Consider the following 26585-nt stretch of genomic DNA (forward strand, 5'->3'; position numbering starts at 1 on the left):
CCGGCCTGGGCGTCGTGCGGTACTAGAATGCGCAGTAATCCCCAGGGAAAGTTCGCTTGGTCCAGGCCGCCGCCCCCGCCGTTTCCAGCCTCGCCGCTTGGCGCGACCGCACCGGTACGCCGGCGGCCGTGCTCGCGCGGGCGCTTGACGCTTGCATGCAGGCACGGGTGAACGAGGCCGAGTGCGTGGACGTGCTGGATCTGCTCGCGATGCTCGGCTGCGATGCGCAGACCCAGGCCGCGGCGCTCTGGTTCGAACTGGCGCGCGCCGATCCGGCCGCCTGGGCGCCGCTCGAGCCGACTCTGCCGCCCGAACTGCTGCGCCTGGTGCAGGGCCAGCTGGCGGCGGAAAAGGTCTGGGCGCTGCATGCACAGCAGGCACCGCAAAGCGGGTCGGAGGGACTGCGGCGCCTGTTGCTGGCGATCATCCGCGATCTGCGCGTGGTGTTCGTGCTGCTGGCGCGGCAGCTCGCGCGCATGCGCGCGGCGAGCACGCTGCCGGAAGCGGAGCGCACCGAGCTGGCGCGGCTGACCCGCGACATCCATGCGCCGCTCGCCAATCGCCTCGGTATCTGGCAACTGAAGTGGGAGCTGGAAGACCTCGCCTTCCGCTACCTGCAGCCGGACACCTACCGGCGCATCGCCCGGCTGCTGGACGAGCGCCGCGCCGATCGCGAGGCGTTCATCCGCGAATCGCTGAACGCGCTCAAGCGCGAACTCGATGCGGCGGGCATCCGCGCCGACCTGGCGGGGCGGCCCAAGCACATCTATTCCATCTGGAAGAAGATGCAGCGCAAGTCGCTGGAGTTCTCCGACCTCTACGACATCCGCGCCGTGCGCGTGCTGGTCGACAGCGTGGCGGATTGCTATGGCGCGCTGGGCGTGGTGCACGCGCTGTGGCCGCACCTGCCAGGCGAGTTCGACGACTATATCGCGCGCCCGAAAGGCAACGACTACCGTTCGTTGCATACGGCGGTGATCGGTCCGCACGGCAAGACGCTCGAAGTGCAGATCCGCACGCACGAGATGCATCGCGTGAACGAGCTGGGCGTCGCCGCGCACTGGCGCTACAAGGAAGGCGGCGGCGCCGACAGCGAGTTCGAAGCGAAGATCGCCTGGATGCGGCGGCTGCTGGAGCCGAAGGCCGAGGGCGAGGGCGACCTCGCCGCGGAGCTGCATACGGAGCTGATGGAAGACCGCGTCTACGTCCTCACCCCGCGCGGCGAGGTGGTGGACATGCCGCGTGGTGCGACGGTGCTGGATTTCGCCTACCACGTGCATACCGAAGTGGGGCACCGTTGCCGCGGTGCCAAGGTCAACGGACGCATCGTGCCGCTGTCGTTCCAGCCGCACAGCGGCGACCGTATCGAGATCCTCACCGCCAAGGGCGCCGAGCCGAGTCGCGACTGGCTTTCGGCTCACCACGGCTACCTCAATACGTCGCGCGCCCGCGAGAAAGTGCGCGCGTGGTTCCGCCGCAGCGCGCACGACGCGAACCTCGCGGCGGGGCGCGCGATGTTCGAGCGCGAATTGAAGCGCCTGGCGCTGGCGGCGCCGGATCTCAACAAGCTTCCCGCGCACTTCCACCTCAAGCAGCTCGACGACGTGCTGGTGGCGCTGGCGCTGGGCGAGATCACGCCCGGGCAGATTTCGCGCGTGCTGCAGGAGGCGGAGACGCCGCCCACCGAGATGACGCAGTCTTCGCTGCCGGTGGCCTCGCGCCACAGCACGCTGGATCACAGCGCGTTGAGCATCGAGGGCATCGGCAACCTGCTCACCACGCTGGCGCGATGCTGCCAGCCGTTGCCGGGCGACGCGGTGCGCGGTTTCGTCACGCGCGGGCGCGGCGTGTCGGTGCATCGCGCCGATTGCGCGAGCCTGGCCCGGCTTGCGCGCCGGGACCCCGACCGCGTCATCGAGGTGGAGTGGGGCAAGGCGGCTGCGCAGGCCTACGAAGTGGACGTGGAAATCCGCGGCTACGACCGCAAGGGGCTGCAGAAGGACGTGACCAGCGTGATCAGCAACGCCGGCACGCACATCATCGCCTCGTCCAGCCGTGTGTTCGTGCGCACGGGGGAAGTAGAGATGCGCTTCACCCTGCGCGTGCGCGACTTCGAGCAGCTTTCCACTCTGCTGGCGCGGCTGGTCGCCCTGCCGAACGTCGTGGACGCCCGCCGCGTCGGCGGCTGAGCCGGACGGCACGCGGCGGCGGCCGGGCGCGGTGCTAAGCTCCCGGCGGTCAACCCGATGTGTGGACCATGAACGGACGCAAAGACCAGCACCAACCCGATTCCCAGGGCCGCACGGAGCCCACCTTGGGCGATCTGGATCACCTGGATGCGGGACGTCCGCCCGCGGCCGACGACGACCTGCCCAAAGTCACTCTGGGCGCCGCGGACCGGCGCCGCGCCGGCGCGGCGTCGGCGCAGCGCCCGGCGCGCTCGGGCGGCTCGCGCGGCTGGCTGTGGCCCTTGCTCCTGCTGGTGGTAATCGGGGCGGGCGTAACCCTCTGGCTCGAACAGGACCGCCTGCGCGGGCTGGTGCCGAGCACCGAACTCAACGACGTGCTGGGCCGCGCCGAGCAGGCCCTGCACGACGGCCGTCTCGACGGCAGCGACGGCACCAGCGCGCGCGAATTGTTCGAGGCCGCGCGGGCGCTGGAACCCGACAACGATCGTGCCCGCGACGGCCTGCGCAAGGTGGGCCTGGCGGAAGTCGCCAAGGCCGACGCCGCTCTGGCCGCCGGCAAGCCGGACGATGCCGAGCAGGCCATGAACGCCGCGCGCGAACTGCTCGGCGGCGGCAGCGATGTGGACCGGCTGGCGCAGGCGATCGCCAAGGCACGCAGCGCGACGTTCCAGGCCGGCGCGCTGGTCGATCAGGCCCAGCAGGCCATGGCTGACGACAAGCCCGAGGAAGCCGGCGCGCTGTATCGCCGCATCCTGGCCGCCGACCCCGGCAATGCCGTCGCCACGCACGGTTTGGACAAGGTGGGGGACGCGCTCGCCGCGAAGGCGCGCAAGGCCATCGACGCTGGTGACCGCGACGCCGCCATTGCCAGCGTCGACCGTCTCGCCGCGCTGCTGCCCAATTACGGCGAGCTGCCCTCGCTGCGCGCGGCGCTGGTGCAAGACCAGAAGCAGGACGACGGCCAGGTGGCCGAGGCGATCCGCCTGGGCCAGACGGCGCTGCGCGCCGGCCGCATCGCCGGCACCGGCAACGACACGGCGCTGGCGCATTTCAAGGACGCGCTGGCGCTCGATCCGGAAAACCCGCAGGCGAAGGCCGGGCTGGGCCAGGTGGCGCAGGCGCTGGTCGTGCAAGCCAATGCCGCGCTCGACAGCGGCGACAACGCCCAGGCGAGCCGCCTGCTAGACCAGGCCGGCGAGCTGGCGCCCAAATCGGCCGAACTGGCCGCCGCGCGGGCGCATCTCTCGGATGTGACCCGGCATGCCGAGGGCGCCGCCGCACCTTCGGGCGAGTTGCCGGAAGCCGATGCGCAAGCCGCGCTCTCGCCGCAGCAGAGCGCCGAGCTGGCGCGCATGGTCCGCCAGGCGGAAGCCGCGGCGCGGCGCGGCGACGTGATGCTTCCGCCGGGCGAGAGCGCGTATGACCTGTACCGCCGCGCGCTGGCCATCGACGGCAACAACGAAGCGGCGCGGCACGGCTTGCAGGAACTGCCCGCGCTGGTGGTGCAACAGTTCAACCAGGCGCTTGCCAACGGCGACCTCAAGCGGGCGGGCGACCGTCTCTCCGATCTGGGCGACCTCGCGCCCGGCGAAGCGGGGCAGGCCGAGTTGCGCCAGCGCCTGGCCAGCGCCTGGATGGATCAGGCCGAAGAGCGCCTCGCCGGCGGCGACCGGCCGGGGGCCGCGCAGGCGCTGGATCACGCGCGCAAGCTGGCGCCGGGCAACCCGCGCGTATCGAGCATCGCAGCCCGCCTGCAGTCGGGCGGCTGAGTCGTTCCATGCGCATTCTCGTGTTCGGCGCCAGCAGCCAGATCGGCTATTTCCTGTTGCCGCGGCTGCGCGAACTCGGTGCGGACGTGCTGGCCGTGAGCCGCCGGCCGCGCGAGACGGCCGGGGTCACCTGGCTGCGCGGGGATCTTCCGCACGTGGTGCCGCCGGTGGGCGAGCTCTCGGCGATCGTCAGCTTCGGCCCGCTGCAGGGAGTGGCCGACTGGCTGCTGGGTGCCGGGCTGGAGGGGACGCCGCGGGTGATCGCCACCAGCTCGATGAGCGCCGAGAGCAAGCGCGAGTCGGAGGTGCCGGCGGAGCGTGCGCTCGCACGCCAGTTGCGCGATGCCGAGGAGGCGCTGGCCACGATCTGCGAGCGCCGCGGCCTGGCCTGGACGGTGTTCCGGCCCACCCTCGTCTACGGCGCGGGCCTGGACAAGAGCCTCACGCCGATCGCCCGGCGCGCGATGCGCACCCGGGTGTTCCCATTGCCGGGCGGGCGCGGCCAGCGCCAGCCGGTGCATGCGGACGACATCGCCCAGGCGGTGCTGGCCGCGCTGGAGACGCCGGCTGCCGCGGGCAAGGTGATTCCGCTGGGCGGCGGCGAGCGGCTGAGCGCGGGGGAGATGTTCGCCCGCGTGCGGCGCAGCTTGCCGATCACGACGCTGCCGATTCCCCTGCCGGGCTGGCTGCTGCGGCTGGGGCGGCACGCGGTGCCGCGCTTGCGCGGCCCGGTCAGCCGGCTGGAGAGCGATCTGATCGCCGACAACAGCGCGCTGCAGCAGTTGCTGGGACTGGCGCCCCGGCCGTTCCATCCCGACGCGGCCTGCTGGGTGCCGCGCGGCCCTGCCGCCGGACCGTGACTTTCCTTCGGCGATTCGCTGCCGCGGCGCCATCTTTCCGCCCCAAACGGGGAGACGCATTCATATGCGCGCCGGGAAGCAGGTCCTATGATCGCGGCCTTATCGTTCAGGATTCTCCGCGTTGGCCTTTCTGACCCGACTCCGCTCGCTCGCAAGCGCCGCCTGGCCCTGGGTGCGCATTCCCTTCTGGATCGGCCTGGGCCTGTTCTTCGGGTTCGTGCTCCCCTACACGCTGGTGCTGAACAAGCGGGTCCAGGATCGTTTCAACGACCTCGTCTTCGCCGTGCCGACGCGCGTCTACGCGCGACCGCTGCCGCTGGAAGCCGGGGCGCCGATGACCCCCGCGGCGCTGGAGCTGGAGCTGACCTTCGCCGGCTACAGCAATGACGGCCACGGCCAGGTCGCCGGCACCTGGGCCAAGGACGGTTCCACCTATGTGATTTCCTCGCGCGGTTATGCCGGCCCCGATGGCGGCGAGCTGCCGCGCCGCGTGCGCGTCGCGCTGGGCAAGGGCGGTGTGGCTTCGCTGAAGGATGCCGCCAGCGGCAAGCCGCTGGAGCTGGCCCACCTCGATCCGGCGCGCATCGCCACCGTGTACGGCTCGCAGCAGGAAGAGCGCCGCATCGTGCGTCTCGCCGACGTGCCGCCGCTGCTCATCGGGGGCCTGCAGGCGGTCGAGGACCGCGACTTCAAGCACCACATCGGCATCGACTTCTCCGCCATCCTGCGCGCCAGTTTCGCCAACCTGCGCGCCGGCCACACCGTGCAGGGCGGGTCGACGTTGACCCAGCAGCTGGTGCGCAACCTGTTCCTGGACCGCGATCAGAACATCACGCGCAAGTTCAACGAAGCGCTGATGTCGATCCTGATCGAGGCTCACTACGACAAGGGCCGCATCCTGGAGGCCTACGTCAATCAGGTGTTCCTCGGCCAGCAGGGTGCGCAGGCCGTGCATGGGTTCGCTGCGGCCTCGGAGTTCTATTTCGGCCGGCGCATGGAAGACCTGCGTCCGCAGGAAATGGCGCTGCTGATCGGCATGGTGAAGGGGCCCAGCTATTACGATCCGCGCCGCTATCCCGAGCGCGCGCTGTCCCGCCGCAACCTGGTACTGGAGCAGTTCGCCACCACCGGACTGCTGACCCCGGAGCAGGCGAAGGCGGCCGAAGCCACGCCGCTGGGCATCGTCACCAATGGTCAGCTGCCGCATAACCGCTTCCCCGCGTTCATGCAGCTGGTGCGTGCGCAGATCACCAACGATTTCGACGACGCCATGCTCAGCGCCGGCAATTTGAGCATCTTCACCACGCTCGATCCCGCGGCGCAGCTGTATGCCGAGCAGGGCATCACCACGGCGATGAGCGGCCTGGGCAAGCGCGGCGAGGCGGCGCAGGCCGCGGCCGTGGTCACCGACGCGCAGACCGGCAGCGTGCTGGCTATCGTCGGCAGCAAGGACCCCGGTGACCAGGGCTTCAACCGCGCGATGGATGCGCGCCGCTCGATTGGTTCGCTGATCAAGCCGCTGGTTTATCTGGTGGCGCTGTCGCAGCCGGAACGCTGGAACCTCGGTTCGCCGGTGGAAGACACGCCGATCAGCATGCGCCAGCCCGACGGCACGCAGTGGACGCCGAAGAACGACGAAGGCGATGTGCACGGTTCGGTGCCGATGGTCGACGCGCTGGTGCATTCGTGGAACCTGGCGACGATCCACCTGGGCCTGGAAGTGGGGTTGCCGCGCATCAAGGCCTTCCTGGAATCGTTCGGACTCACCGACGTCAATCCCAGCCCCTCGCTATTGCTGGGTGCGCAGGGCATCCCGCCGCTGCAGGTGGCGCAGCTGTATCAGTACATCGCCGCGGACGGCCACGCGCTGCCGCTAGTCGCGGTGCGCGGCGTGGTCGACGCCGACGGCAAGACCATCAAGCGTTACGAAGTGAAGACCGGCAGCGGCGAATACCAGCTGGCCGTGCGCCAGGTGACCTGGGCGATGCAGCAGGTGGTGCGCTCGGGCACCGCGGCGGCGATCGGCAAGACCCTGCCGAACCTCAACGCCGCGGGCAAGACCGGTACCAGTAACGAGATGCGCGACAGCTGGTTCGCCGGCTTCACCGCCGATCACCTGGCCGTGTTCTGGATGGGCCGCGACGACAACAAGCCGAGCGGTCTCTACGGCGCCACCGGCAGCCTGCGCGCGTGGCAGGAGCTGTTCCGCAAGCTGCCCTCGCGTCCGCTTCCGGCGGCGCCGGGCGAGGGCCTGGAAATGGCCTGGATCAATCCGGCCGATGGCAAACGTACCGATCCGTCGTGCGAAGGCGCACGCCAGATCCCCGTGGTTGCGGGTACCCTTTCGCAGGATTCCGAGGGCTGCTTCTGGCAGCGCGTCCAAAACTGGTTCGGCGGCGACAGCAACGCACCGGCGCCGGCCTCCACCGCTCCCATCCGAGATTGACCATGTCGTACCGCCGTTTCCGCCGACCGCTCCTTGCCTCTACCGTCCTGGCCGCGCTCGCCCTGGCTGCCTGCAACCAACCCAGCGCGCCCTCGCAGGCCACCCGCCCGACGCGCTCGGATGGAGACATCCTGGCGTCGATCCAGGCGGCCGGAGACAAGGAGAAGTCTGTGATCGACGTGCATCCGCTGCGCGACCCGGGCGTGGCTTCGCTGCAGGACGCCGCGCAGGCGGACGTACGCGGTGGACAGCTCGACGCGGCCGCCGCCAAGCTCGACCAAGCACTGAAACTGAGCCCGAATTCGCCGGACCTGCTGCAGGACCGCGCCGAGCTGGCGATCCGCCTGAAGGACTATCCGTCCGCCGAACAGCTGGCGCACAAGTCGTGGGAGATCGGTCCACGGCTGGGGCCGCTGTGTGCGCGCAACTGGCAGACGATCGTCGAGCTGCGCCAGCGGGCGGGGGATGATGCGGCGGCGGCGACTGCCGCGAAGTGGGTGAAGCAGTGCCACGTCGAGGGTATTCCGCGGTATTGAGGTTTTTCTCCTCGTTTTTGGGGGCGGGGTTTGCGTGGGGCGGATTCGCTCGCTGCCAATGGACGCTTGTTTCCTGCCTCGTCCTTCCACTTGGTCGTCATTCCGGCGCAGGCCGGACGTAGCGCGTAGGTTGGGGTGAGCTCGCCAACCCCAACGGGGGTGCTAAGGGTTGCCTCGCCCTTCCATTCTCGTCATTCCGGCGCGGGCCGGAACCCAGTAGCGACACGGCTCGGTTGTCGCGACGTGGTCGCCAGTCGTGTCTCGCCCCTCGCGGGGCGAGGGTTTCGCTCTCCTGCCGGAGAGCGAGTTACTTCTTCTTGCTTGCCCAAGAAGAAGTAACCAAGAAGAAGGGCCCCCTGCGCGGCGCCCTCCGCAGCCTTCGCTGCTCCGGGTACGTTGAGGGCTGGCCGGGCTTTTCGACAGGGCATCCATGCCCTGATCGAAAAGGCGGGGACGTCCTGTCCCCGCCCGCCTGCGGCGGCCTGATCGTCCAGCCCTCACCGCCGCGAAGGGAACCCGGGAGATCAAGAGCGAAGAGCAACAGCCAAGGCTGGTTCGGGGCCCGATCTGAGGTGAGAGCTTCAGGTTGAATGGAGGTTGCATGCCGGCTCGGGTTACGCGTGAACTTCGGCTCAGCCATACTTGCTTCCTATGACCGACACTGACGTATCCGCGCTGCTTGGCGCGGATGGCCCCTTCGCCCGCGAACTGCCGAATTTCGCTCCGCGTGCCGCCCAGCAGGCGATGGCGCGGGCGGTGGAGCATGCGATTGCCGAGCGGGAGACGCTGATTGCGGAGGCGGGGACAGGGACAGGGAAGACGTATGCGTACCTCGTGCCTGCGCTGCTGTCGGGTGAGCGCGTGATCGTGTCGACGGGGACGAAGGCGCTGCAGGATCAGCTGTTTTTCCGCGACTTGCCGAAGGTGCGTTCGGTGCTCGGCGCGCGCCTGAAGACGGCGCTGCTGAAGGGGCGTGCGAACTACCTCTGCCTGTATCGCCTCGACCAGACCGTGCGCGAAGGCGCGAGCTTCGATCGCACGCAGGCGTCGCAATTGGCGGCGATCCGCGCGTGGTCGGCGCGTACGCGCCATGGCGATCGCATGGAGCTGGCCGAGGTGCCGGAAGAATCGCCGATGTGGCCTCGCGTCACTTCCACCCCGGAGAACTGCCTGGGCGTGGAATGTCCGTTCTTCGACGACTGCCACGTGGTGAAGGCCCGGCGCGAGGCGCAGGAGGCGGACCTGGTGGTGGTCAACCATCACCTGCTGTTCGCGGATCTGGCGCTGAAGCAGGAAGGCTTTGGCGAAATCCTGCCGGGCGCGCAGGCTTTCATCCTGGATGAGGCGCATCAGGTGCCCGAATTGGCCGGGCAGTTCTTCTCGCAGAGCATCAGCGCCCGGCAGCTCACCGAGCTGGCGCAGGACGCGCTGGGCGAATGCAACGGCTTGACCGGCGCGATCGGCGTGGTGCTGGAGCCGGTGGAGGCGCTGCGGGATGCCGTGCGTAAACTGCGCCTGGCGATGGACGTACTGCCGGACCGCGGGCCGTTTCATCTTCTGGATACGGCGCAGCCGGTGCGCGAGGCCATGCACGACGTGCGCGAAGTGCTCGCCGCGCTGGCGGACGTACTGGCCTCGCAGGCGGAGCGTTCGCGCGGCTTCGCCAATGCGCACGAGCGCGCTGCGCTGTATAGCGAACGGCTGGATCGCATCGTCGAACAGGCCGACGAGCAGGACGTGCGCTGGTACGAAACCTTTCCGCGCGGCTTCGCCCTGCACGCCACGCCGCTCGATCTGGCCGGTCCGCTGCGGGCGCTGCGCGAGCGCGCGCAGGCGGCCTGGATCCATACCTCGGCCACGCTCTCCGTGGCGGGGCACTTCGAGCATTTCGCACGGCAGCTGGGCCTGGACGATCCGCAGACGTTGAGTTTGGAAAGTCCTTTCGACTACGAGCGCCAGGCGCTCTGCTATCTGCCGTCGGGATTGCCCGATCCTGGTGCGCGCGACTACACCGAACGCGTCGTCGAAGCCGTGCTGCCGGTGCTGCAGGCATCCAACGGGCGCGCGTTCCTGCTGTTCACCTCCCATCGCGCGTTGCGCCGCGCGGCCGAGCTGCTGGAAGGGCAGGTGCCGTGGCCGCTGTTCGTGCAGGGCACCGCGCCGCGCCATCGCCTGCTGGAGGACTTCCGCGCCAGCGGCCATGGCGTGCTGCTCGGCGCGGCCAGTTTCTGGGAAGGCGTGGACGTCGCCGGCGAGGCCTTGAGCGTGGTGGTGATCGACAAGCTGCCGTTCGCGGCGCCGGACGACCCGGTGCTGCAGGCCAGGCTGGACGCACTGGAACAGGCCGGGATCAATCCCTTCATGGGCTGGCAGGTGCCCAGCGCGGTGATCGCGCTGAAGCAGGGCGTGGGCCGGCTGATTCGCGACGTGCACGATCGGGGCGTGCTCGTGCTGTGCGATCCGCGCCTCACGGGCAAAGGCTACGGCCGCCTGTTTCTCTCGAGCCTGCCGCCGATGCCGCGCACGCGCGAGCTGTCCGCCGTGCAGGCGTTCTTCGAGGCATCCGCGGAAGCGGCGGCGTAGCCCGCCGCGGCTTCGTTCCCGGTCAACCGGCTTCGCCGCAGGCGCGAGCCCGTTCGAGCAGCAGGTCCTGCTCGCGCGCATTGCGTGTCATGGACGCGGCGCGTTCGAACTCAAGCTTTGCTTCGGCCAGGCGACCGAGTTTCCGCAGCAGGTCCGCATGCACGCTGGGCAGCAGGTGATAGGTCTTGAGCGAGGGTTCGTCGAGCAGGCCTTCTACGATCGCCAAGGCCGCCTGCGGGCCGGCAGCCATCGAGACAGCGACGGCACGGTTGAGCTCGACCACCGGCGACGGCGCGATCTGCGCCAGCTCTGCATAAAGCGTGGCGATGCGCCGCCAGTCGGTGGCCTCGGGCGTGCGCGCGCGGGCGTGGCAGGCGGCGATGGCGGCTTGGCTGGTGTAGACGCCGCGTTGTTCCGACAGGCGCTCCGCGCGCTCCAGTGAAGCCAGTCCGCGGCGGATCAGCAGGTGGTCCCACTGCGCACGGTTCTGGTCCAGCAGCAGGATGGGTTCGCCGGTGGGGCTGGTGCGAGCCTTGGCGCGCGAGGCCTGGATTTCCATCAGCGCGACCAGGCCGTGCGCTTCCGGCTCGCGCGGCACCAGCTCGGCCAGCACGCGGCCCAGGCGCAGGGCTTCCTCGCACAGCGTGGGGCGCATCCAGTCGTCGCCGGCGGTGGCCGAATAGCCTTCGTTGAAGATGAGATAGATGACGCCGAGCACCGACGTCAGGCGCTCGTGGAGCTCCTCTCCGCGCGGCACTTCGAACGGCACCTTGGCCTCGGCCAGCGTGCGCTTGGCGCGCACGATGCGCTGGGCCACGGTGGGCTCGGGCACCAGGAAGGCGCGCGCGATCTCATCGGTGGTGAGGCCGCCGAGCAGGCGCAGGGTGAGCGCGACACGTGCCTCCATCGACAGCACCGGGTGGCAGGCCGTGAAGACCAGGCGCAGCATGTCGTCGCCAATGTGGTCGTCGGCCGCCAGTTCCACTTCGGAATAGGCCGGCTCCTGATCCAGCTCCAGGTCGCGGCCGATTTCCTCGTGCTTGCGCTCCAGCAGCTTGTGCCGGCGCAGGCGATCGATCGCGCGATGCTTGGCGGTGGTCATCAGCCAGGCGCCGGGATTATCTGGCACGCCGCTTTCGGGCCATTGCTCCAGCGCCACGACGAGCGCGTCCTGGGCCAGTTCCTCGGCCAGGCCGACGTCGCGCACCATGCGCGCGAGGCCGGCGATCAGCTTGGCCGATTCGATACGCCAGACGGCGTCGATGGTGCGATGGATGTCGGAGGCGGTCATGGGCGCCGATCAGAGCATCCGCCGCCCGCGCACGCAATAAGGACGGTTACGAGGGCGGAAGCTGTTCCGCCGCCCGTCTCTCGATGTGCGGTTGCGGCATCCAGCGCGCAGGGCCTCCTTCCATGAAGGAAGGCCCTGCTTGGAGCCTTATCGCGGCATGGTGAGGATCATCCAATCCACGCCGAACTTGTCGGTCAGCATGCCGAAGCTGGAGGTGAAGAAGGTCTTGCCCAGCGGCATGGTGACCTTGCCGCCTTCGGCCAGCGCATCGAAGCGCTTCTTTGCCTCGGCGTCGCTGGCGCAGGTGAGGGACAGCGAGATGCCCTTGAACTCCTGCTTGCCGCTGTTGAAGCCGTCGGTGGCCATGACCGTGGTCTCGCCGATGCGGAAGGCCGAATGCATCACCTTGTCCTCGTAGCCTGCCTCGGGTTTGCAGTCTTCCTGCGGCTTCACGGGGCTGTCCTTGTAGCGCAACACCATGTCGACCTGGGCATCGACCGCCTTCTTGTAGAACTCGATGGCTTCGTCGCAACGGCCTTCGAAATGGAGATAGGGTTGAACGATCATGACTTGGCTCCTGCTGGGTGGGTCGTGGATGGTCAATGCGTGCGGGCGGCGACTTCGGCGCGCAGGCGTTCTTCCTGCTCGCGCAGTTCGGGCGTGAATTCTGCGCCGAAGTCCTCCGCTTCGAAGACCTGGCGGATCTCGATGTCGGATTCGCCTTCGAACGGATTGGGGCAGCGCTTGACCCATTCGATCGCTTCTTCCAGCGACTTCACCTGGATCAGCCAGAAGCCGGCGATCAGCTCCTTGGTTTCGGCGAATGGGCCGTCGATGACGATGCGCTTGCTGCCGGAGAAGTGCACGCGCGCGCCGCGCGAGCTTGGATGCAACCCTTCGCCGGCAAGCAGGACGCCGGCTTTGACCAGCTCCTCGTTGTACTTGCCCATCGCGGCCAGCCGTTCCTGTTTCGGCATCAGGCCGGCCTCGGATTCCGTGGTGGCGTGGACGATCACCATGAAACGCATTGTCGTGTCTCCTCTGTGCGGTCTAAGGAGCCCGTTCGAGGGGCTCTTGTCCTGACGACGAACCGCCGGGCCGGAAATCGACAAGTCACGAGGTGGGATGTGCCCGATCCCGGTCGTCCGCCCGCCGCCGCTCGGTTGCCCGCGAACGTCCCCGTGGCGCCCGCCGGCTGCCCGGTGCCGGCGCTCTGATGGCGACCGGGCCTTGCCCCAGCCGCTACCATGGTGCCCCTATGAATCTGCTCGCCATCGAAACCTCCACCGAAGCCTGCTCCGTCGCCCTGGTCCACGGCGACCAGCTGGTCGCCCGCAGCGAGATCGCGCCGCGCCGCCATGCGGAACTGGTGCTGCCCATGGCCGACGGGCTGCTGGCGGAAGCCGGCCTCGGGCGGCATGCCCTGGACGCCATTGCGGTGGGACGTGGGCCGGGGGCGTTCACCGGCGTCCGGCTGGCCGTGTCACTGGCGCAGGGCATGGCCCTGGCGCTGGACCGGCCGGTAGTGACGGTCTCCTCGCTGGCCGCGCTGGCGCTCGAGGCGCCGGTGGGGAAGGGCGCGATTCTCGCGGTGATCGACGCGCGCATGGGCGAGATCTACGCCGCCTGTTATCGCCGGGACGGCGAGGGCGGCCTGGTGGCTTTGGACGAGGAGCGGGTCTGCGCGCCGGAAACGCTGACGCTTCCTTCCGCAGAAGGCTGGCACGTGGTCGGCACCGGTTGGGCGACCTATGCCGACGTGCTGCGCCCTCGTCTGAACGGGCCCATCCTCTTCGAACGCGGCCATGCCTACCCCCAGGCCGAGCACGTCGCGGCCTTGGCCGTGCGAGAGTTCCGCGCGGGACACGCGCAGGCTCCCGAGCATGCGCTTCCGATCTATCTGCGGGACAAGGTGGCGCTTACGCTGGCCGAACAGGGAAAGGCCTGAGGCCTGTCCGCGCGGCTGCACCGCGCCTCACAGCTGTCCAATGACGAGCTGCACCAGCAAGCTGCTGATCGATACGGCCGCCCACACGCCAAGGCCGAGCAGGATCGGGCGCGCGCCGGTGGAAGCCATGCGCCGCAGGTTGGCCGAGAGGCCGATCGCCGTAAGCGCCACGACGATCAGGAATTCCGCTGCCATGTGGATGGCCGGCTGGATCGCCGCCGGGACGAGGCCGGCCGTGCGTACGGCAGAGGCGACGAGGAACCAGAGGATGAACCAGGGGAAGATCTTCTTCAGGCTGAAATCGCTGGCGCCCTGCTTCTTCTCCCGCCAGGCCACGGCGAAAGCCAGTGCCAGACAGATCGGGATGATCAGCGTGGCGCGGGTGAGCTTGACGATAGTGGCGTAGTCGCCCGCCTCCTTGCTGAAGCTGTAGCCGGCCGCCACCACGGACGAGGTGTCGTTGATGGCCGTGCCGGCCCACAGGCCGAAGCCCAGGTCCGACAAGTGCAGCAGGTGGCCCAGCAGCGGGAACAGCAGCACGGCGACCAGGTTGAACAGGAAGATGGTGGAGATGGCGAAAGCGGTGTCGTGCTCGTCCGGCTTGAGGATGGGCGTGACCGCCGCGATGGCGGAGCCGCCGCAGATCGCGGTACCGACGCCGATCAGGATCTTCAGCTTGTCGTGCACCTTCAGCGCGCGGCCCAGGCCCCAGGCAGCGAGAAAAGCCACGGTGATGGTGACCAGGGTGACCGAAAGCGACTCTAGGCCAGTGCGGGCGACCTGATCCAGGCTCAGCCCGAAGCCCAGCGCGATGATCGACCACTGCAGGATCTGCTTGCCGGCGAACTGGATCCCCGGCGTGAACTGGCCGCTGGGTGCGAACAGATTGCGCACGAGGATACCGAGCACGATGCCGAAGACCGGCCCGCCGACCAACGGGGCCAGTCGACCCAGGCCCAGCGCCGCCAGGGCGATGGCTGCGGCCAGCAGCAGGCCGGGGGCGCGATTGCCGAAGGAAGGGGAAGGGGCGGGGACGGTGGTGGCGGCCATGACGCGAACTCCTTGGAGACGGCGCATTGTCCGGCGGCCATGGCATCAGGAAAACTTTAAATATCTGATGTATCCGATAAGATGCGCTGATGGTTAACATCAGCCCGCGCCAGCTCGAGGTCTTCGTGCAGATCGCGCGGCTGGGCAGCATGCGCGCCGCGGCGGAAGCGCTGCACCTGACCCAGCCGGCCGCGAGCATGGCACTGGCCGAAATGGAGCGGCAGCTCGATGCGCCGGTGTTCGCGCGCGAACGCGGCCGGCTCCGCCTCAACACACGCGGAAAGGAGCTCCTGCCGCTGGCCCAGGAGCTGCTGGAGCGTTACGCCGAATTCGGTCGGCTCGCGCGCGGCGGGCCGGCCGCGCTGGCCGGTGAGTTGCGGATAGGTGCGAGCAATACGGTGGGGAACTACCTGGTCGGCGCCTTGCTGGGCGATTTCGTGCGGGCCCATCCGTCGGTATCGATCCGCCTGCGGGTCGCCAACACGGATGCGATCGCCACCGCGCTGCTGGCTCACGAGCTGGACGTGGGCTGCGTGGAAGGCCCGGTAGCCCATCCGTCGCTGGAGATGGAAGCCTGGCGCGACGATTCGCTGGTGGTCTGCGCTTCGCCCGATCACCCGCTGTCGCGCAAGCGCCGGCTCCAGCCGGAGGACTTCGCCGGCGCGCGCTGGGTGTTGCGCGAGCCCGGCTCGGCGACGCGCGCCACCAGCGAACGCGTGCTGGCGCAGCTGCCGCCTGGAGAGACGGCGCTAGAACTGGACCAGATCGAGGCGATCAAGCAGGCCGTGGTGGCGGGCCTGGGCATCGCCTGCCTGCCGGCGGTCGCGGTGACGGACACGCTGGCCGCCGGACGGCTCAAGGCCCTGAAGACCCCGTTCCTCGACCTGCGCCGCAAGCTGTTCCTGCTGACGCATCGGGAGAAGTATCGCGGAGCGTTGCTCGATGCCTTTCTGGCCAATGCGCGAGCGTGACGTGTTCAGCGGCCTCACGCTTGCTCGTCATGCCGGCGCGGGTCGGAACGCAGTGGCGGCGCCCTTCGCCGTGGCGTGCAGGTCCGAAACGGATTCCTAAGCTGTTTCGCCACCATCGGTCGTTATCGCTACTGGATTGCGGCCTGCGCCGGCATGACGGGCGGGCGGAGCTTGCGGTGGTGGCGGAGACTCGAAGTCTGACCGGGCCTACGGCAAAAGATTTCAACAGGTGATGCGCGAAAGCAGGTCTTCCGCTTCTTCGTGCGTGCGGCAACGCAGGATCGCCGGCGCTAGACGCCGCAGACCCTTGTGGTTGAGCGACGCGATGCGGTCGCGCACGTGCAGCAGCTGGCTGGAGTGCATGCTGAATTCGCACAGGCCCAGGGCCATCAGCAGCGCGGTGAACTTCGTATCGCCGCCGATCTCGCCGCAGAGGCTGACCGGCTTGTTGGCGCGGCGGCCGGAGGTGATCACGTAGGAAATCAGGCGCAGCAGCGCCGGCTGCAATGGGTTGTAGATGTTGTCGAGCGCGTCGTTGCCGCGATCGGAGGCGAGCACGTACTGCGCCAGGTCGTTGGTGCCGATGGCGAGGAAGTCCGCGTGTTCGAGCAGGGAACGCACGTTGATCGCCGCGGCCGGCACCTCGACCATGGCGCCGAGCTGGAGCTTTTCCGGCAGGTCGACGTTCTCGCGCTTGAGATCCTGGCGCGCCAGCTTGAACAGCGTGCGCACGGCGATCAGTTCGTCAGGCTGGGTGACCATCGGCACCAGCACGCGCACCGGCCCATAGCAGGCGGCGCGCAGGATGGCGCGGATCTGCGTGGTGAACACAGCCGGGTAGCGCAGCGACAGGCGCACGCCGCGCACGCCGAGCGCGGGGTTCTCCTCGCCGCGCAATGCGAGTCCGGCGGCGTCGGCCTTGTCGGCGCCGAGGTCCAGCGTGCGAATGGTCACCGGCAATCCGCCCATGCCGAGCACCAGATCGCGGTAGGCGATGAACTGCTCGTCCTCCGAAGGCAGGCCCTTGTGGCGCAGGAACAGAAACTCGGTACGGTACAGGCCCACGCCATCGGCGCCGCGAGCGCGGGCCATGGCAATGTCGGCCGGGGTTTCCGCATTGGCGAGCAGGCGGATGTCGATCCCGTCGCGCGTGCGCGTCGGCGCGTTCGCCAAGGAGGCCAGGCGGCGCCCCTCCTGCTGGGCTTCACGCTGCCAGGCGCGATAGCGCGCCAGGTCCTGTGCGGTGGGATGGACCACGGCCTCGCCGCGCTCGGCATCGAGCAGGATCAGGTCGTCGTCGTGAATGGTGGCGAGCGCATCGCGCACGCCGACCAGCATGGGCAGGTCCAGGCTGCGCGCGAGAATGGCGCTGTGCGAGTAGGGACTGCCGGAACTGGCCACCACGCCGAGCAGCCCGTTGCCGGCCAGGTGCGCCATGTCGGCGGGCGCGATGGTGTCCGCGATCAGGATCTCGCCCACGCGAGCGGCGAGCTTGCGCTCCTCGCGGCTGGTCTGGCGCTGCAGGGCGGAGATGACGCGATTGATGACCTGGTCGACGTCTTCCTTGCGGCTGCGCAGGTAAGGGTCGTCCATCGCCTCGAACACGGCGGCGAGCCGGTCGCGCTGCTTCTTAAGCGCGGCGCCGGGACGGTAATGGCCGACGCGGACGAGATCGTCCAGGCCGCGCAGCAGCTCCTGGTCGTCGAGCAGCAGGCTATGCGCGTCGATGAATTCGTTGACTTCGCGCGCCAGCGCACCGTGCAGCTTGCCGCGCAGCTCGCGCAGTTCCTGCCGGGCGGTGTCGAGGGCGCGGTGGAGCTTCTCCAGTTCGACGTCGACTTCTTCCTCGGCCAGCGGCCGGGTGTCGACGAGGTAGCGGCTGGGCTGCACCAGCCTGGCGCGGCCGAGGGCCATGCCGCGTGAGGCATTGGTGCCGGGCAGCACGTGCCTCATGCGCGTCCCTCCGCGCGGACGCGGGGCAGGGCCGGGACTGCGGAATGCGGCGCGCGCGGCGCGCCGTGCGGGCGCCTCGTCAAGCCTCGTTCCTTACGCGCCACGGCCAGTTCCACATCAGGCTCCTTCGTCGAATTTCCGGTCGAACAGGTCCGCTACCGCATCCAGCGCCTGCTGCTCGTCGACGCCTTCGGTGCGGATCGTCAGCGGCGTGCCCATGCCAGCGGCCAGCATCATGACGCCCATGATGCTCTGGGCGTTGACTTCGCGGCCCTTGCTGATCAGCCATACGGTGGATTTGAAACCCTGCACGAGCTGCACCAGCTTGGCCGATGCGCGGGCGTGCAGCCCCAGTTTGTTGGATACGACGATCTCTTTTTCAAGCATGGTCGATGAAGATTCCTCCGCGCCCGCCGCTGGCTGCGACTTCGGCCAGTTCGTCGAGCGGCTTTTCGGCGTAGTTGAGCACGCGCAGCAGCATGGGCAGATTGAGGCCGGACACGCAGCGCAGGTGAACGCCCAGCTTGCCGAGCGACAGGCCGATGTTGCACGGCGTGGCGCCGTACAGATCGGCCAGCACCAGGACACCGTCGCCGGTATCGAGTTCGCGTGCATGCTTGGCGGTGAGGTTGCGCATGATGTCGGGGTCGGCCGAGGGTGGGACCTCGACCGCTTCGACGCGCAGCGGCAGTTTGGGAAGGACGTGATGAGCGGCGGAAATCAGCGCATGGCCGACCGCCTCATGCGTCATCAGCAGTACGCCAACGCTCATGGCCGGATACCTGCAATACGGAGCGCGCGGAGGTTCATCACTCGAGCTCCCGATGGAAGGTGAGGGCGCCTTCATGGCGCGCCCGATAATGGGCGGCGAGGCGCTCCACCAGGTAAACCGAGCGATGCCGCCCGCCGGTACAGCCGATCGCGACAGTCACGTAGCTGCGGTCGTCGGAGGCGAAGCGCGGCAGCCACGCGTCGAGCCAGCGCGCCGTGTCGTGGAAGTATTCCTCCACCAGCGGCTGCGACTCGAGGTATTCGCGCACGGGGCCGTCCTTGCCGGACAGCGGGCGCAGGCGCGGCTCCCAGTGCGGATTGGGCAGGCAGCGCGCATCGAACACGAAATCGGCGTCCAACGGCAGGCCTCGACGATAGGCGAACGAGGTGAACATCAGAGTCAGGCCATCGGTGGCCTGGGCGTAGCCGGTGGCGATCAGGCGGCGCAGCTGATGCACGTTGAGGTCGCTGGAATCGATCACCTTCTCGGCGATGGCGATCAGCGGACGCAGCAGCTTGCGCTCTTCCGCGATCGCGTCGGGCAGGGAAAGGCCCAGCGCGGAGAGCGGATGGCGGCGGCGCGTTTCCGAGTAGCGCTTGATCAGCACTTCGTCGCGACAGTCGATGAAGACCAGGTGCACCTGCACGCCCGCGGCTGCCAATTCGGACAGCACCGTGGGCATGCGCAGGAAATCCTCGCCGCGGTTGCGCACGTCCACGCCCACGGCGATGTTCTGCCGCTTGCCGGCCACCGCGCCATGGCTGACGGCCGCGACCAGCTCAGGGAGCAAGGCGGTCGGCAGGTTGTCGACGCAGTAGAACTCCAAATCTTCCAGCGCGCGCAGGGCGACGGTCTTGCCGCCGCCGGACATGCCGGTGAGCACGATCAGATGGATCGCGTCGGGCTGGTGGATGTCGGAGGTGGAGAAGGCATTGCTCATGGGGTCACCACGGAGGCAGGCGGCGCATCTGATGAGCCTGCCGGTCGATGAAGGTCTGGGCCGGATCGATGCCCTTGCTCTTCAACATATGGTTGCGCACGGCCGCTTCCACTAGTACCGCGAGGTTGCGGCCCGGGGCCACGGGAATGGTGATCATCGGTATCTGCACCTCGAAGATTTCGCGGTGGCCGACGTCGCCGGTCAGGCGGGTGAGGCCGTCGGTGTCCTCGCCCTCGCGCATGGGCTTGAGATGGACGACCAGGCGCAGGTACTTGGACGGCTTCACGGCGGTGTGGCCGAACATCTCGCGCACATTGAGTACGCCCAGGCCGCGCACCTCCAGCAGGTCCTGCAGCAGCTCTGGGCAGGTGCCGTCGATCACGTCCGGCGCAATCAGGGTGAACTCGGTAGCGTCGTCGGCGACCAGGCGGTGGCCGCGGCTGATGAGTTCCAGCGCCAGCTCGCTTTTGCCCGAGCCGGACTCGCCGGTGATCAGCACGCCGATCGAGAACACTTCCAGAAACACGCCGTGCAGGGTGATCTTCGGCGCCAGCATGCGCGCCAGGTGGTACTGCATCCAGGTCAGCAGCTCGTGGCCGCGCTTGGAGCTGATCCACAGGGGGGTGTTGGTCTCCTCGGCGACCTCGCGCAGGTCGGCCGGGATGGGCTGGTCCTTGGTAACGATCATCGCCACAGGCTGGTAGGCGGCGATCTTGTTGATCGCTTCCCAGCGTTGGCGGGAGTCGAGGCCGTCGAGGAAGTTCAGTTCCTCAGTGCCGATGATCTGGATCTTGTTCGGATAGATGACGTTGAGATAGCCGATCAGCGAGGGCCGGCGCGAGGTGGTCACGCCACGCTCGAGCACCCGCGATTCGCCTCGCATGCCGGCGACCCAGCGCAAGGCCATGCGCTCATGCACGCCATCGTAGAGTTGTCGGGCGGTAAGCCGGTCCAAACCGAATCCTTTGCGCCGCATGGTGGCCGGTCGAGGCCGGCGGCTTGGCCGACATTGTGCCAGTTCGGGCGGTCCGGCGCCCCGTCGGGGGCGGGAGAAGGATTCGAAAAGGCCCGCCCCGGGAGGGGGCGGGCCGGCGAGGTTCAGCCGTACTGGCGTTCCTCGCGCACTTCGCGCTGGTGCTTGTCGCAGACCTTGTCGCGGTGCTTGCGCAGCTGGGCGACGAGCTTGTCGAACAAGGTATCGATGGAGACGTACATGTCCGACTCGGTGGCTTCCGCGTGCAGCGGCACCGCCCCGGGGACCTTGAGCGTGCCTTCGGCGCGCTGCTGGAGCTTGTCGACGGAGAGAACGATCGTCAGTTCGAGGAGTCGGCCTTCCAGGCGGGTAAGTCGCTCGCAGTGATTGTTCACGCGTTCGCGAAGGGCCGGGGTGATCTCGATCTTCTGGCCGCTGAGCTGGACTTGCATAGTGCGCCTCCTCTGGTACTGCCGCGTGGTGCGGCGTGGGTCGGTGCGCCGGTGCCGCTTGAACGCCGACGCACCTCTGTCATCTCTCGGTATGGGGACGCTTTCCGCCCCTCCAAGTTCCCATGCTCGCGCAAAAAAACGCAGGCGGCTGATGCAGGTCAGCCGGCCCGCTGTCTTTCGCTGGAGCTGGGAATCCTCATGGCCTCCCGATATTTGGCGACGGTCCGGCGGGCCACCTGGATGCCCTTGCGGTGCAGCTCCTCGGCGATGGCCTGGTCGGAAAGGGGTTTGCGCGGGTCCTCCGCATCGATGAGTTTGCGCAGCATGGCCTGGATGGCGGTGGCGGACGCGCTGCCGCCGTCTTCCGTGGACACGCCGCTGGAGAAGAAGTGCTTCAGTTCGAACGTGCCACGCGGCGTATGGATGTACTTGCGGGTGGTGACGCGGGAAATGGTGGATTCGTGCATGCCCACTTCTTCCGCCACCTCGCGCAGCACCAGCGGGTGCATGGCTTCCGGACCGTAGTCGAGGAAGGCGCTCTGCCGCCGCACGATCGCCTCGGCGACTTTGAGCAGCGTTTCGGCACGCGATTCCAGGCTCTTGATCAGCCAGCGTGCCTCCTGCAGTTGGCCGCGCATCCAGCTGGCGTCTTCGCCCCGCGCCTGCGCGATGAGGCTGCAATAGTGCTGATTGAGGCCGAGCCGGGGCTGGCAGTCGGGATTGAGGCTGACCCGCCAGCGGCCGCCGTCCTTGCGGGCATAGACGTCCGGCGCGACGTATTCCACCGGCGTCACGTCGAGCGCCGCGCCGGGCCGCGGATCCAGGCCGCGGATCAGCATGGCGGCGGCGTGCGTTTCCTCTTCGCTCGCGCGCAGGCGGCGCGACAGGCGGGTGATGTCGTTGCGGGCAAGCAATTCCAGCTCGCTGTCGACGATGCGCAGCGCCAGTTCGCGCTGCGGCAGTTCGGGGTCGAACTGTTCCAGCTGCACGCGCAGGCAATCGCGCAGGTCGAGGCTCGCGACGCCGGTGGGATCGAAGCGCTGGACCTGCCGGCGTACCGCGTCGATCTCCTCGAGGCTGGCCTTCAGGTCCGCGGGAACGGCGGCGGCTACCGCTTCGAGCGTCTCGGCGAGGTAGCCGTCCGCGTTGAGCGCATCGATGATCACGGCGGCGATAGTTCGATCGCGCAGGCTCATGTGCGTGAGATTGAGCTGCCACAGCAGGTGTTCCTGCAGCGTTTCCGGCGCGGCGTTCTGCGGCTCGAAGCTGTCGTCTTCCGAGCCGCTGTTGCGGCTGCCGCCGGCGGACGAGAAATCGATCGGCTCCTCGGCAACCCCGCCGGTGGCTTCGCCCCAGTCGGCGACTTCCTCGCCGTCGCCGTCGCTCGACGAGGACGCGGCTTCGGCGGGCGCATCGAACGTGGCGGACTCGCTCTCGTTTTCGGCGGGTGTGTCCTCGGAGAACTCGAGCAGCGGATTGCTCTCAGCGATCTGGCGCAGTTCTGCCTCCAGCTCCAGCTGCGACAACTGCAGGAGGCGGATGGCCTGCTGCAACTGCGGCGTCAGGGTGAGCTGTTGGTTGAGACGAAACTGCAGTCCGGGTTTCATGCCACTGGTTTGGATGAGCTTCTGGGCATCCTAACCCCTGGGGTGGATAGCGGCCATAGCTTCCCGCTCATGGCCGTGTAGGCCGAATGGCTGAATGTGACGGAGCGCGCGCCGTCATGGGCCAAGCCACCGCTTACAGCCGGAATTCCCGGCCCAGGTACACCTCGCGAACTTTCTCGTCGGCCAGGATGTGCGCCGGCGTGCCGCGCGAGAGCACTTCGCCGTCGTTGAGAATATAGGCGCGATCGCAGATGCCAAGCGTCTCACGCACGTTGTGATCGGTGATCAGCACGCCGATGCCGCGTTCCTTGAGGTGGCGCACGATGCGCTGGATCTCGCCCACGGAAATGGGGTCCACGCCTGCGAACGGCTCGTCGAGCAGCATGTAGCGAGGTTCTGCGGCCAGCGCCCGGGCAATCTCCACGCGGCGGCGCTCGCCGCCGGACAGGCTGATGCCGCGCTGCTCGGCGATGTGGGCGATCTTGAGTTCGTCCAGCAGGCTTTCCAGCTCGGTCGCGCGCTGCTTGGCGCTGAGGTTCTCGCGCAGCTCCAGCACGGCCATGATGTTGTCGGCCACTGTGAGCCGGCGGAACACCGAAGGCTCCTGCGGCAGGTAGCCGATGCCCAGCTTGGCGCGGGCGTGCATGGGCAGGCCGGTGATGTCGTACTTGTCGAGCTTGATGGTGCCGGCATCGGCCTCGATCAGACCGACCACCATGTAGAAGCAGGTGGTCTTGCCGGCGCCGTTGGGGCCGAGCAGGCCGACGACCTCGCCTTCACGGATGGAAAAGGCGAAGTCACGCACCACCTGGCGCGCACGGAAGCGTTTCTGCAGGCCTTCGGCGGACAGCATCGATTACTTGCCCTCGGCCGGCTTGGCGCTGGTGGCCGGTGCGGCGGGTTTCGGCTTGGGCAGGAAGGTGCCGTGCACCAGGCCGTCGCCACCGGATTCGCCGGTGATCAGGCTGGTATCGGTGTTGTACGTGATCTTGTCGCCGTTGAAGGTGCCGCGCCCCTGCTGGGTCACCTTGGCGTTGCCGGTGAGCACGGCGATGCCGTTGATGTTGTCGTAATCCAGCGTGGCGGCATCGCCCTGCATGAGATTGTTGTTCTCGTCGAGCTGCTGGATATGGGCCGGGTTGCCGGTGACCACCACGCGCGAGATCTGCGTGTCTTTGTCCAGGTACACCTTGGCCTCGCTGCCGGTGATCAGCAGCGTGCCCTGGGTCAGCTTGACGTTGCCGGTGAGGGTGGTCATCGTGTTGGGCGCGTTGTAGGCGTTAGTGGACTTGGCCGTGAAATCCATCGGCTGGTTGCGATCGTCCTTCTTGGCGAGGGCGACCGCCGGCAGCAGGGAAAGGGCGGCCAGCGCGAGCAGGCCGGCCGCGGGCAGGCGGCTCGCCAGATCAGGACTTCCGTTTGCGCGGCGGGAACGAGCCGTGGCTGTCATCGAGCAGCTCCAGGTGATTGTCATTGAGGTTGGCACGCATGCCGACGCCGCTCATTCTACTGGCGCCTTGGGTCAACTGCGCCGGCTCGGCCGTTTCCATGCGGTTCTCCTTGGGCCAGGCGGTGACCTCGGAGGTATGCAGTTCGGCCTGGGGTGTGTCCCCGAAGGCGGGGCGGTGCATGTAGACCGGGCCCTGGAGCTTCAGCAGGTTGCCGCTCTTGTCCACCCAGCCATAGCGGGACTCGCCTTGCCAGTCCGGCACGCCCGGGGCCTTGGCCGGCAGCTCGAACTTGGGCGAGTCGATGTACAGCGAGTCGTCGCCCTCGCGCCGATCCAGCCGGGGCCCGGTCACACGGAAGCTGGGCCGGCCGTCGACGCCGTAGACGAAGCCTTTGAAGTCCGCCAGCGTGTAGCCGGAGCGGGGCGGGCCAATGAATTCATTCACTTTGGGGGCCGGCGCCAGCCACCACAGCAGCAGCTGGCTGAACACCGCGGCGCCGCCGACCAGGACGATCGCGACCGTCAGGCGACGGTCGCGCAGGTAGTCGCGCAAGGTCACTGCCAGCGCTCCCGCTCGGTATCGGCCTTGCCCTGGGCCATGAGGATCAGATCGCAGACTTCGCGCACCGCCCCCATGCCTCCGCTCTTGGTGGTTACCCAGTGCGCCTGTTCGGCGACCCAGGGATGCGCGTTGGCGACTGCCACGGCCAGGCCCGCCTGGCGCATGGAGGGCAGGTCCGGCAGATCGTCGCCGATGAAGGCGGCCTGTTCGGCGGACAGCCCCAGCGCGGCCAGCAGTTCACGGAAGCAGGCCAGCTTGTCGCTCTGGCCCTGGTAGACATTGGCGATCTTCAGTTCCTCCGCGCGCAGCGCCACCGGATGGCTGATGCGCGCGGTGATGATCGCCACCTCCACGCCATGGGCCTGCAGGAGCTTGAGCCCCAGGCCGTCATGCACGTGGAAAACCTTGGTTTCGCGGCCGTCTTCGCCGTACCAGAGGCGTCCGTCGGTCAGGGTGCCGTCCACGTCGAACACCGCCAGCCGGATCTTGGCGGCGCGGGCGAGCAGGTCGGCGGGAAGGTGGTCGAGGTAATGGGCGGGCACGGAGTCGGCTACGAAGCTAAGAGGTGCTGGGAAACGAGGAATCCGGCCGGGCGATGGCCGCCAGGGCCGGGATAACGCGCCGTGAGGCCAGGGGTTGTCGTCCGGTGGCGATCTGCAGGGGCGGCCTGTGCCGTCCGCTTCAGCCCGGCATCACACCACGCGGGCACGGAGCAGATCGTGAATGTTGAGCGCCCCCACCACCTGCTGCCGGTCATTGACCACCAACAGAGCGTGGATCTGGTGCTTCTCCATCATCTGGGCGGCTTCGATGGCCAGCTTGTCGGCGCCGATGGTCTTCGGCCCGCGGGTCATCAGCTCTGCCACGGTGGCGCCGCGCAGGTCCACGCCTTCGTCGTCCAGGGCGCGGCGCAGGTCGCCGTCGGTGAATACGCCGAGCAGGTGGCGGTCGGCATCGACCACCGCGGTCATGCCCAGGTGCTTGCGGGTCATTTCCATCAGCGCTTCGGTCAGGGAAGCGTCCGGCGGGACCGCCGGAATGCCTTCGCCGGTGTGCATCACGTCGCTGATGTGCAGGAGCAGGCGGCGGCCCAGGCTGCCGGCCGGGTGCGAGCGGGCGAAGTCCTCGGAGGTGAAGCCGCGGGCTTCGAGCAGGGCGACGGCCAGCGCATCGCCCATGACCAGGGCGGCCGTGGTGCTGGCGGTCGGGGCCAGGCCCAGCGGGCAGGCTTCGGCCGAGATGCTGGCGTCCAGGTGCACGTCGGCCTGTTCGGCCAGCGACGAGCGCTCGTTGCCGGTAATGGCGATCAGCGGAATGCCCTGCCGCTTGAGCACCGGCAGGATGAATAGGACTTCGTCGGTCTCGCCCGAATTGGACAGGGCCAGCACCACGTCCTGCGGCAGGATCATGCCCAGGTCCCCATGGCTGGCCTCGCCCGGATGAACGAAGAAGGCCGGCGTGCCGGTGGAGGCCAGGGTGGCGGCGATCTTGCGCCCTACATGGCCGGACTTGCCCATGCCGGTGACCACCACACGGCCCGCGCAGCCCATGATCAGACGGCAGGCTTCCACGAACGATGGCCCGATGCGCGGTTCCAGCGCGCGGATCGAGGCCGCCTCGGTGGCGATCACCGTGCGGGCGCTGCGCACCAGCGTGTCGGCGTCGAGCTTGGCGGGCTGGGTAGGCGTGGCGACGTGGGCGTTCATGCGTCCTCGGGTGTGGCGGCCGGGGCGGCGGGATTGGCCGGCGCGGCGGATGGGATTCCTTGGGGTTTCCCGCTCAAAGGGTTGGCTGTCATGGAACCGCACCGGCCGACCGTTCCGGCGCTGATGCATCGTTTCTGTGACAGCGGATTTCCATTAACATGGCATATTCGCATTTTATCGTCACGGTCGGCGCGGATGGGCTCCGGAAGGACCCATGAACCCAGCGCCGTCCACAGCAAGTGAATTCCCGATTGGACTCCCGATGGACGCTGCCACCATTCAGGCAATGATCGAACAAGGCCTGCCCGGTGCGCAGGCGCAGGTTTCCGGCGACGACGGCGTGCATTTCGAGGCGGAAGTGGTGGCGGTGCAGTTCGCCGGCAAGCTCCCGCTGGCGCGTCACCGGCTGGTCTACGCCACGCTGGGCGAGCTGATGGGCGGTGCGATCCACGCGCTGGCGCTCAAGACCCTGACTCCCGAGGAAGCCGCGGCGCGCCGCTGACGGCCGTCGCCCGGTTCCCAGAACA

The 26585-nt window shown here is 68.3% G+C and carries 25 protein-coding genes; 9 read left to right on the top strand and 16 right to left on the bottom strand.

What is annotated here, in order from left to right:
* Positions 1 to 56 precede the first annotated feature (56 nt).
* From RKE25_RS05945 to RKE25_RS05970, 6 genes are all read left to right on the top strand, one after another.
* Positions 57 to 2189 (top strand): bifunctional (p)ppGpp synthetase/guanosine-3',5'-bis(diphosphate) 3'-pyrophosphohydrolase, encoded by a 2133-nt coding sequence (locus RKE25_RS05945; RefSeq protein ID WP_311841334.1) that lies wholly within the window; start codon positions 57 to 59, stop codon positions 2187 to 2189.
* A 68-nt stretch (positions 2190 to 2257) separates the two neighbouring features.
* A complete protein-coding gene (locus RKE25_RS05950; protein ID WP_311841335.1) occupies positions 2258 to 3958 on the top strand; it encodes a tetratricopeptide repeat protein in 1701 nt (566 codons plus the stop codon).
* A gap of 8 nt (positions 3959 to 3966) precedes the next feature.
* Positions 3967 to 4818, top strand: a complete 852-nt coding sequence (locus RKE25_RS05955) for an NAD-dependent epimerase/dehydratase family protein (RefSeq protein ID WP_311841336.1) — start codon at positions 3967 to 3969, stop codon at positions 4816 to 4818.
* 121 nt (positions 4819 to 4939) lie between these two features.
* Complete coding sequence (mrcB, locus tag RKE25_RS05960; RefSeq protein ID WP_311841337.1) at positions 4940 to 7264, top strand: penicillin-binding protein 1B; 2325 nt, start codon at positions 4940 to 4942, stop codon at positions 7262 to 7264.
* 2 nt (positions 7265 to 7266) lie between these two features.
* A complete protein-coding gene (locus RKE25_RS05965; RefSeq protein WP_311841338.1) occupies positions 7267 to 7800 on the top strand; it encodes a tetratricopeptide repeat protein in 534 nt (177 codons plus the stop codon).
* 651 nt (positions 7801 to 8451) lie between these two features.
* Positions 8452 to 10383 (top strand): ATP-dependent DNA helicase, encoded by a 1932-nt coding sequence (locus RKE25_RS05970; protein ID WP_311841339.1) that lies wholly within the window; start codon positions 8452 to 8454, stop codon positions 10381 to 10383.
* Positions 10384 to 10405: 22 nt separating this feature from the next.
* On the opposite strand, the gene RKE25_RS05975 is transcribed toward RKE25_RS05970, so the two are convergent.
* The 3 genes from RKE25_RS05975 to RKE25_RS05985 form a co-directional block, all read right to left on the bottom strand.
* Positions 10406 to 11674: an RNA polymerase sigma factor gene (locus RKE25_RS05975; protein WP_311841340.1), complete on the bottom strand. Its 1269-nt coding sequence runs from the start codon at positions 11672 to 11674 to the stop codon at positions 10406 to 10408.
* A 147-nt stretch (positions 11675 to 11821) separates the two neighbouring features.
* Positions 11822 to 12241 carry a VOC family protein gene (locus tag RKE25_RS05980; RefSeq protein WP_311841341.1) on the bottom strand — a complete coding sequence of 140 codons (420 nt, stop codon included), beginning with the start codon at positions 12239 to 12241 and terminating at the stop codon, positions 11822 to 11824.
* Positions 12242 to 12273: 32 nt separating this feature from the next.
* Complete coding sequence (locus RKE25_RS05985) at positions 12274 to 12702, bottom strand: YciI family protein (RefSeq protein WP_311841342.1); 429 nt, start codon at positions 12700 to 12702, stop codon at positions 12274 to 12276.
* A gap of 230 nt (positions 12703 to 12932) precedes the next feature.
* On the opposite strand from RKE25_RS05985, the gene tsaB reads away from it, so the two are divergent.
* Positions 12933 to 13622 (top strand): tRNA (adenosine(37)-N6)-threonylcarbamoyltransferase complex dimerization subunit type 1 TsaB, encoded by a 690-nt coding sequence (tsaB, locus tag RKE25_RS05990; RefSeq protein ID WP_311841343.1) that lies wholly within the window; start codon positions 12933 to 12935, stop codon positions 13620 to 13622.
* A 27-nt stretch (positions 13623 to 13649) separates the two neighbouring features.
* Here tsaB and RKE25_RS05995 read toward each other — a convergent pair whose 3' ends face one another.
* Complete coding sequence (locus RKE25_RS05995) at positions 13650 to 14672, bottom strand: putative sulfate exporter family transporter (RefSeq protein WP_311841344.1); 1023 nt, start codon at positions 14670 to 14672, stop codon at positions 13650 to 13652.
* A gap of 89 nt (positions 14673 to 14761) precedes the next feature.
* Here RKE25_RS05995 and RKE25_RS06000 point away from each other — a divergent pair, with 89 nt between their 5' ends.
* Positions 14762 to 15643 (top strand): LysR family transcriptional regulator, encoded by an 882-nt coding sequence (locus RKE25_RS06000; RefSeq protein WP_311841345.1) that lies wholly within the window; start codon positions 14762 to 14764, stop codon positions 15641 to 15643.
* 222 nt (positions 15644 to 15865) lie between these two features.
* Here the strand turns inward: RKE25_RS06000 and ptsP are convergent, their stop codons facing one another.
* The 12 genes from ptsP to RKE25_RS06060 form a co-directional block, all read right to left on the bottom strand.
* Entirely contained in the window at positions 15866 to 17596 is a 1731-nt protein-coding gene (ptsP, locus tag RKE25_RS06005; protein WP_311841346.1) for a phosphoenolpyruvate--protein phosphotransferase, read from the bottom strand.
* Positions 17597 to 17713: 117 nt separating this feature from the next.
* Complete coding sequence (locus RKE25_RS06010; RefSeq protein WP_311841347.1) at positions 17714 to 17983, bottom strand: HPr family phosphocarrier protein; 270 nt, start codon at positions 17981 to 17983, stop codon at positions 17714 to 17716.
* Positions 17976 to 18368 carry a PTS fructose IIA subunit family protein gene (locus RKE25_RS06015; protein ID WP_311841348.1) on the bottom strand — a complete coding sequence of 131 codons (393 nt, stop codon included), beginning with the start codon at positions 18366 to 18368 and terminating at the stop codon, positions 17976 to 17978. Before RKE25_RS06015 ends, RKE25_RS06010 begins: the two co-directional genes overlap by 8 nt.
* 37 nt (positions 18369 to 18405) lie before the next feature.
* Entirely contained in the window at positions 18406 to 19308 is a 903-nt protein-coding gene (gene rapZ, locus RKE25_RS06020) for an RNase adapter RapZ (protein WP_311841349.1), read from the bottom strand.
* A 4-nt stretch (positions 19309 to 19312) separates the two neighbouring features.
* A complete protein-coding gene (gene hprK / locus RKE25_RS06025) occupies positions 19313 to 20215 on the bottom strand; it encodes an HPr(Ser) kinase/phosphatase (RefSeq protein ID WP_311842344.1) in 903 nt (300 codons plus the stop codon).
* 191 nt (positions 20216 to 20406) lie between these two features.
* Positions 20407 to 20733, bottom strand: a complete 327-nt coding sequence (gene raiA, locus RKE25_RS06030) for a ribosome-associated translation inhibitor RaiA (protein ID WP_311841350.1) — start codon at positions 20731 to 20733, stop codon at positions 20407 to 20409.
* 158 nt (positions 20734 to 20891) lie between these two features.
* Positions 20892 to 22340, bottom strand: coding sequence for an RNA polymerase factor sigma-54 (locus RKE25_RS06035; RefSeq protein WP_311841351.1), 1449 nt, complete (start codon positions 22338 to 22340; stop codon positions 20892 to 20894).
* A gap of 133 nt (positions 22341 to 22473) precedes the next feature.
* Positions 22474 to 23193 (bottom strand): LPS export ABC transporter ATP-binding protein, encoded by a 720-nt coding sequence (gene lptB, locus RKE25_RS06040; RefSeq protein WP_311841352.1) that lies wholly within the window; start codon positions 23191 to 23193, stop codon positions 22474 to 22476.
* Between the two features lie 3 nt (positions 23194 to 23196).
* Positions 23197 to 23790 carry a lipopolysaccharide transport periplasmic protein LptA gene (lptA, locus tag RKE25_RS06045; protein WP_311841353.1) on the bottom strand — a complete coding sequence of 198 codons (594 nt, stop codon included), beginning with the start codon at positions 23788 to 23790 and terminating at the stop codon, positions 23197 to 23199.
* Positions 23747 to 24349 (bottom strand): LPS export ABC transporter periplasmic protein LptC, encoded by a 603-nt coding sequence (lptC, locus tag RKE25_RS06050; protein ID WP_311841354.1) that lies wholly within the window; start codon positions 24347 to 24349, stop codon positions 23747 to 23749. Before lptC ends, lptA begins: the two co-directional genes overlap by 44 nt.
* Positions 24346 to 24894 (bottom strand): HAD family hydrolase, encoded by a 549-nt coding sequence (locus RKE25_RS06055; RefSeq protein ID WP_311841355.1) that lies wholly within the window; start codon positions 24892 to 24894, stop codon positions 24346 to 24348. Before RKE25_RS06055 ends, lptC begins: the two co-directional genes overlap by 4 nt.
* A gap of 150 nt (positions 24895 to 25044) precedes the next feature.
* Positions 25045 to 26058 (bottom strand): KpsF/GutQ family sugar-phosphate isomerase, encoded by a 1014-nt coding sequence (locus RKE25_RS06060; RefSeq protein ID WP_311841356.1) that lies wholly within the window; start codon positions 26056 to 26058, stop codon positions 25045 to 25047.
* A 262-nt stretch (positions 26059 to 26320) separates the two neighbouring features.
* Between RKE25_RS06060 and RKE25_RS06065 the strand changes: the two genes are divergently transcribed.
* Positions 26321 to 26560: a BolA/IbaG family iron-sulfur metabolism protein gene (locus tag RKE25_RS06065; protein ID WP_311841357.1), complete on the top strand. Its 240-nt coding sequence runs from the start codon at positions 26321 to 26323 to the stop codon at positions 26558 to 26560.
* Positions 26561 to 26585 lie beyond the last annotated feature (25 nt).

Source organism: Dyella sp. BiH032 (assembly GCF_031954525.1).
Taxonomy (GTDB): Bacteria; Pseudomonadota; Gammaproteobacteria; order Xanthomonadales; family Rhodanobacteraceae; genus Dyella_D.

Bases quoted from the DNA above. Each gene is read 5' to 3' on its own strand.
- RKE25_RS06060 (WP_311841356.1), bottom strand. From the start codon at position 26,058: ATGAACGCCCACGTCGCCACGCCTACCCAGCCCGCCAAGCTCGACGCC.
- rapZ (WP_311841349.1), bottom strand. From the start codon at position 19,308: ATGAGCAATGCCTTCTCCACCTCCGACATCCACCAGCCCGACGCGATC.
- RKE25_RS06015 (WP_311841348.1), bottom strand. From the start codon at position 18,368: ATGAGCGTTGGCGTACTGCTGATGACGCATGAGGCGGTCGGCCATGCG.
- RKE25_RS05985 (WP_311841342.1), bottom strand. From the start codon at position 12,702: ATGCGTTTCATGGTGATCGTCCACGCCACCACGGAATCCGAGGCCGGC.
- RKE25_RS05995 (WP_311841344.1), bottom strand. From the start codon at position 14,672: ATGGCCGCCACCACCGTCCCCGCCCCTTCCCCTTCCTTCGGCAATCGC.
- hprK (WP_311842344.1), bottom strand. From the start codon at position 20,215: ATGGCCTTGCGCTGGGTCGCCGGCATGCGAGGCGAATCGCGGGTGCTC.
- RKE25_RS06065 (WP_311841357.1), top strand. From the start codon at position 26,321: ATGGACGCTGCCACCATTCAGGCAATGATCGAACAAGGCCTGCCCGGT.
- lptA (WP_311841353.1), bottom strand. From the start codon at position 23,790: ATGACAGCCACGGCTCGTTCCCGCCGCGCAAACGGAAGTCCTGATCTG.
- RKE25_RS05955 (WP_311841336.1), top strand. From the start codon at position 3,967: ATGCGCATTCTCGTGTTCGGCGCCAGCAGCCAGATCGGCTATTTCCTG.
- tsaB (WP_311841343.1), top strand. From the start codon at position 12,933: ATGAATCTGCTCGCCATCGAAACCTCCACCGAAGCCTGCTCCGTCGCC.
- lptB (WP_311841352.1), bottom strand. From the start codon at position 23,193: ATGCTGTCCGCCGAAGGCCTGCAGAAACGCTTCCGTGCGCGCCAGGTG.
- RKE25_RS05950 (WP_311841335.1), top strand. From the start codon at position 2,258: ATGAACGGACGCAAAGACCAGCACCAACCCGATTCCCAGGGCCGCACG.
- RKE25_RS05965 (WP_311841338.1), top strand. From the start codon at position 7,267: ATGTCGTACCGCCGTTTCCGCCGACCGCTCCTTGCCTCTACCGTCCTG.
- RKE25_RS05975 (WP_311841340.1), bottom strand. From the start codon at position 11,674: ATGACCGCCTCCGACATCCATCGCACCATCGACGCCGTCTGGCGTATC.
- RKE25_RS06000 (WP_311841345.1), top strand. From the start codon at position 14,762: ATGGTTAACATCAGCCCGCGCCAGCTCGAGGTCTTCGTGCAGATCGCG.
- ptsP (WP_311841346.1), bottom strand. From the start codon at position 17,596: ATGAGGCACGTGCTGCCCGGCACCAATGCCTCACGCGGCATGGCCCTC.
- RKE25_RS05980 (WP_311841341.1), bottom strand. From the start codon at position 12,241: ATGATCGTTCAACCCTATCTCCATTTCGAAGGCCGTTGCGACGAAGCC.
- RKE25_RS06035 (WP_311841351.1), bottom strand. From the start codon at position 22,340: ATGAAACCCGGACTGCAGTTTCGTCTCAACCAACAGCTCACCCTGACG.
- RKE25_RS06010 (WP_311841347.1), bottom strand. From the start codon at position 17,983: ATGCTTGAAAAAGAGATCGTCGTATCCAACAAACTGGGGCTGCACGCC.
- RKE25_RS05970 (WP_311841339.1), top strand. From the start codon at position 8,452: ATGACCGACACTGACGTATCCGCGCTGCTTGGCGCGGATGGCCCCTTC.
- raiA (WP_311841350.1), bottom strand. From the start codon at position 20,733: ATGCAAGTCCAGCTCAGCGGCCAGAAGATCGAGATCACCCCGGCCCTT.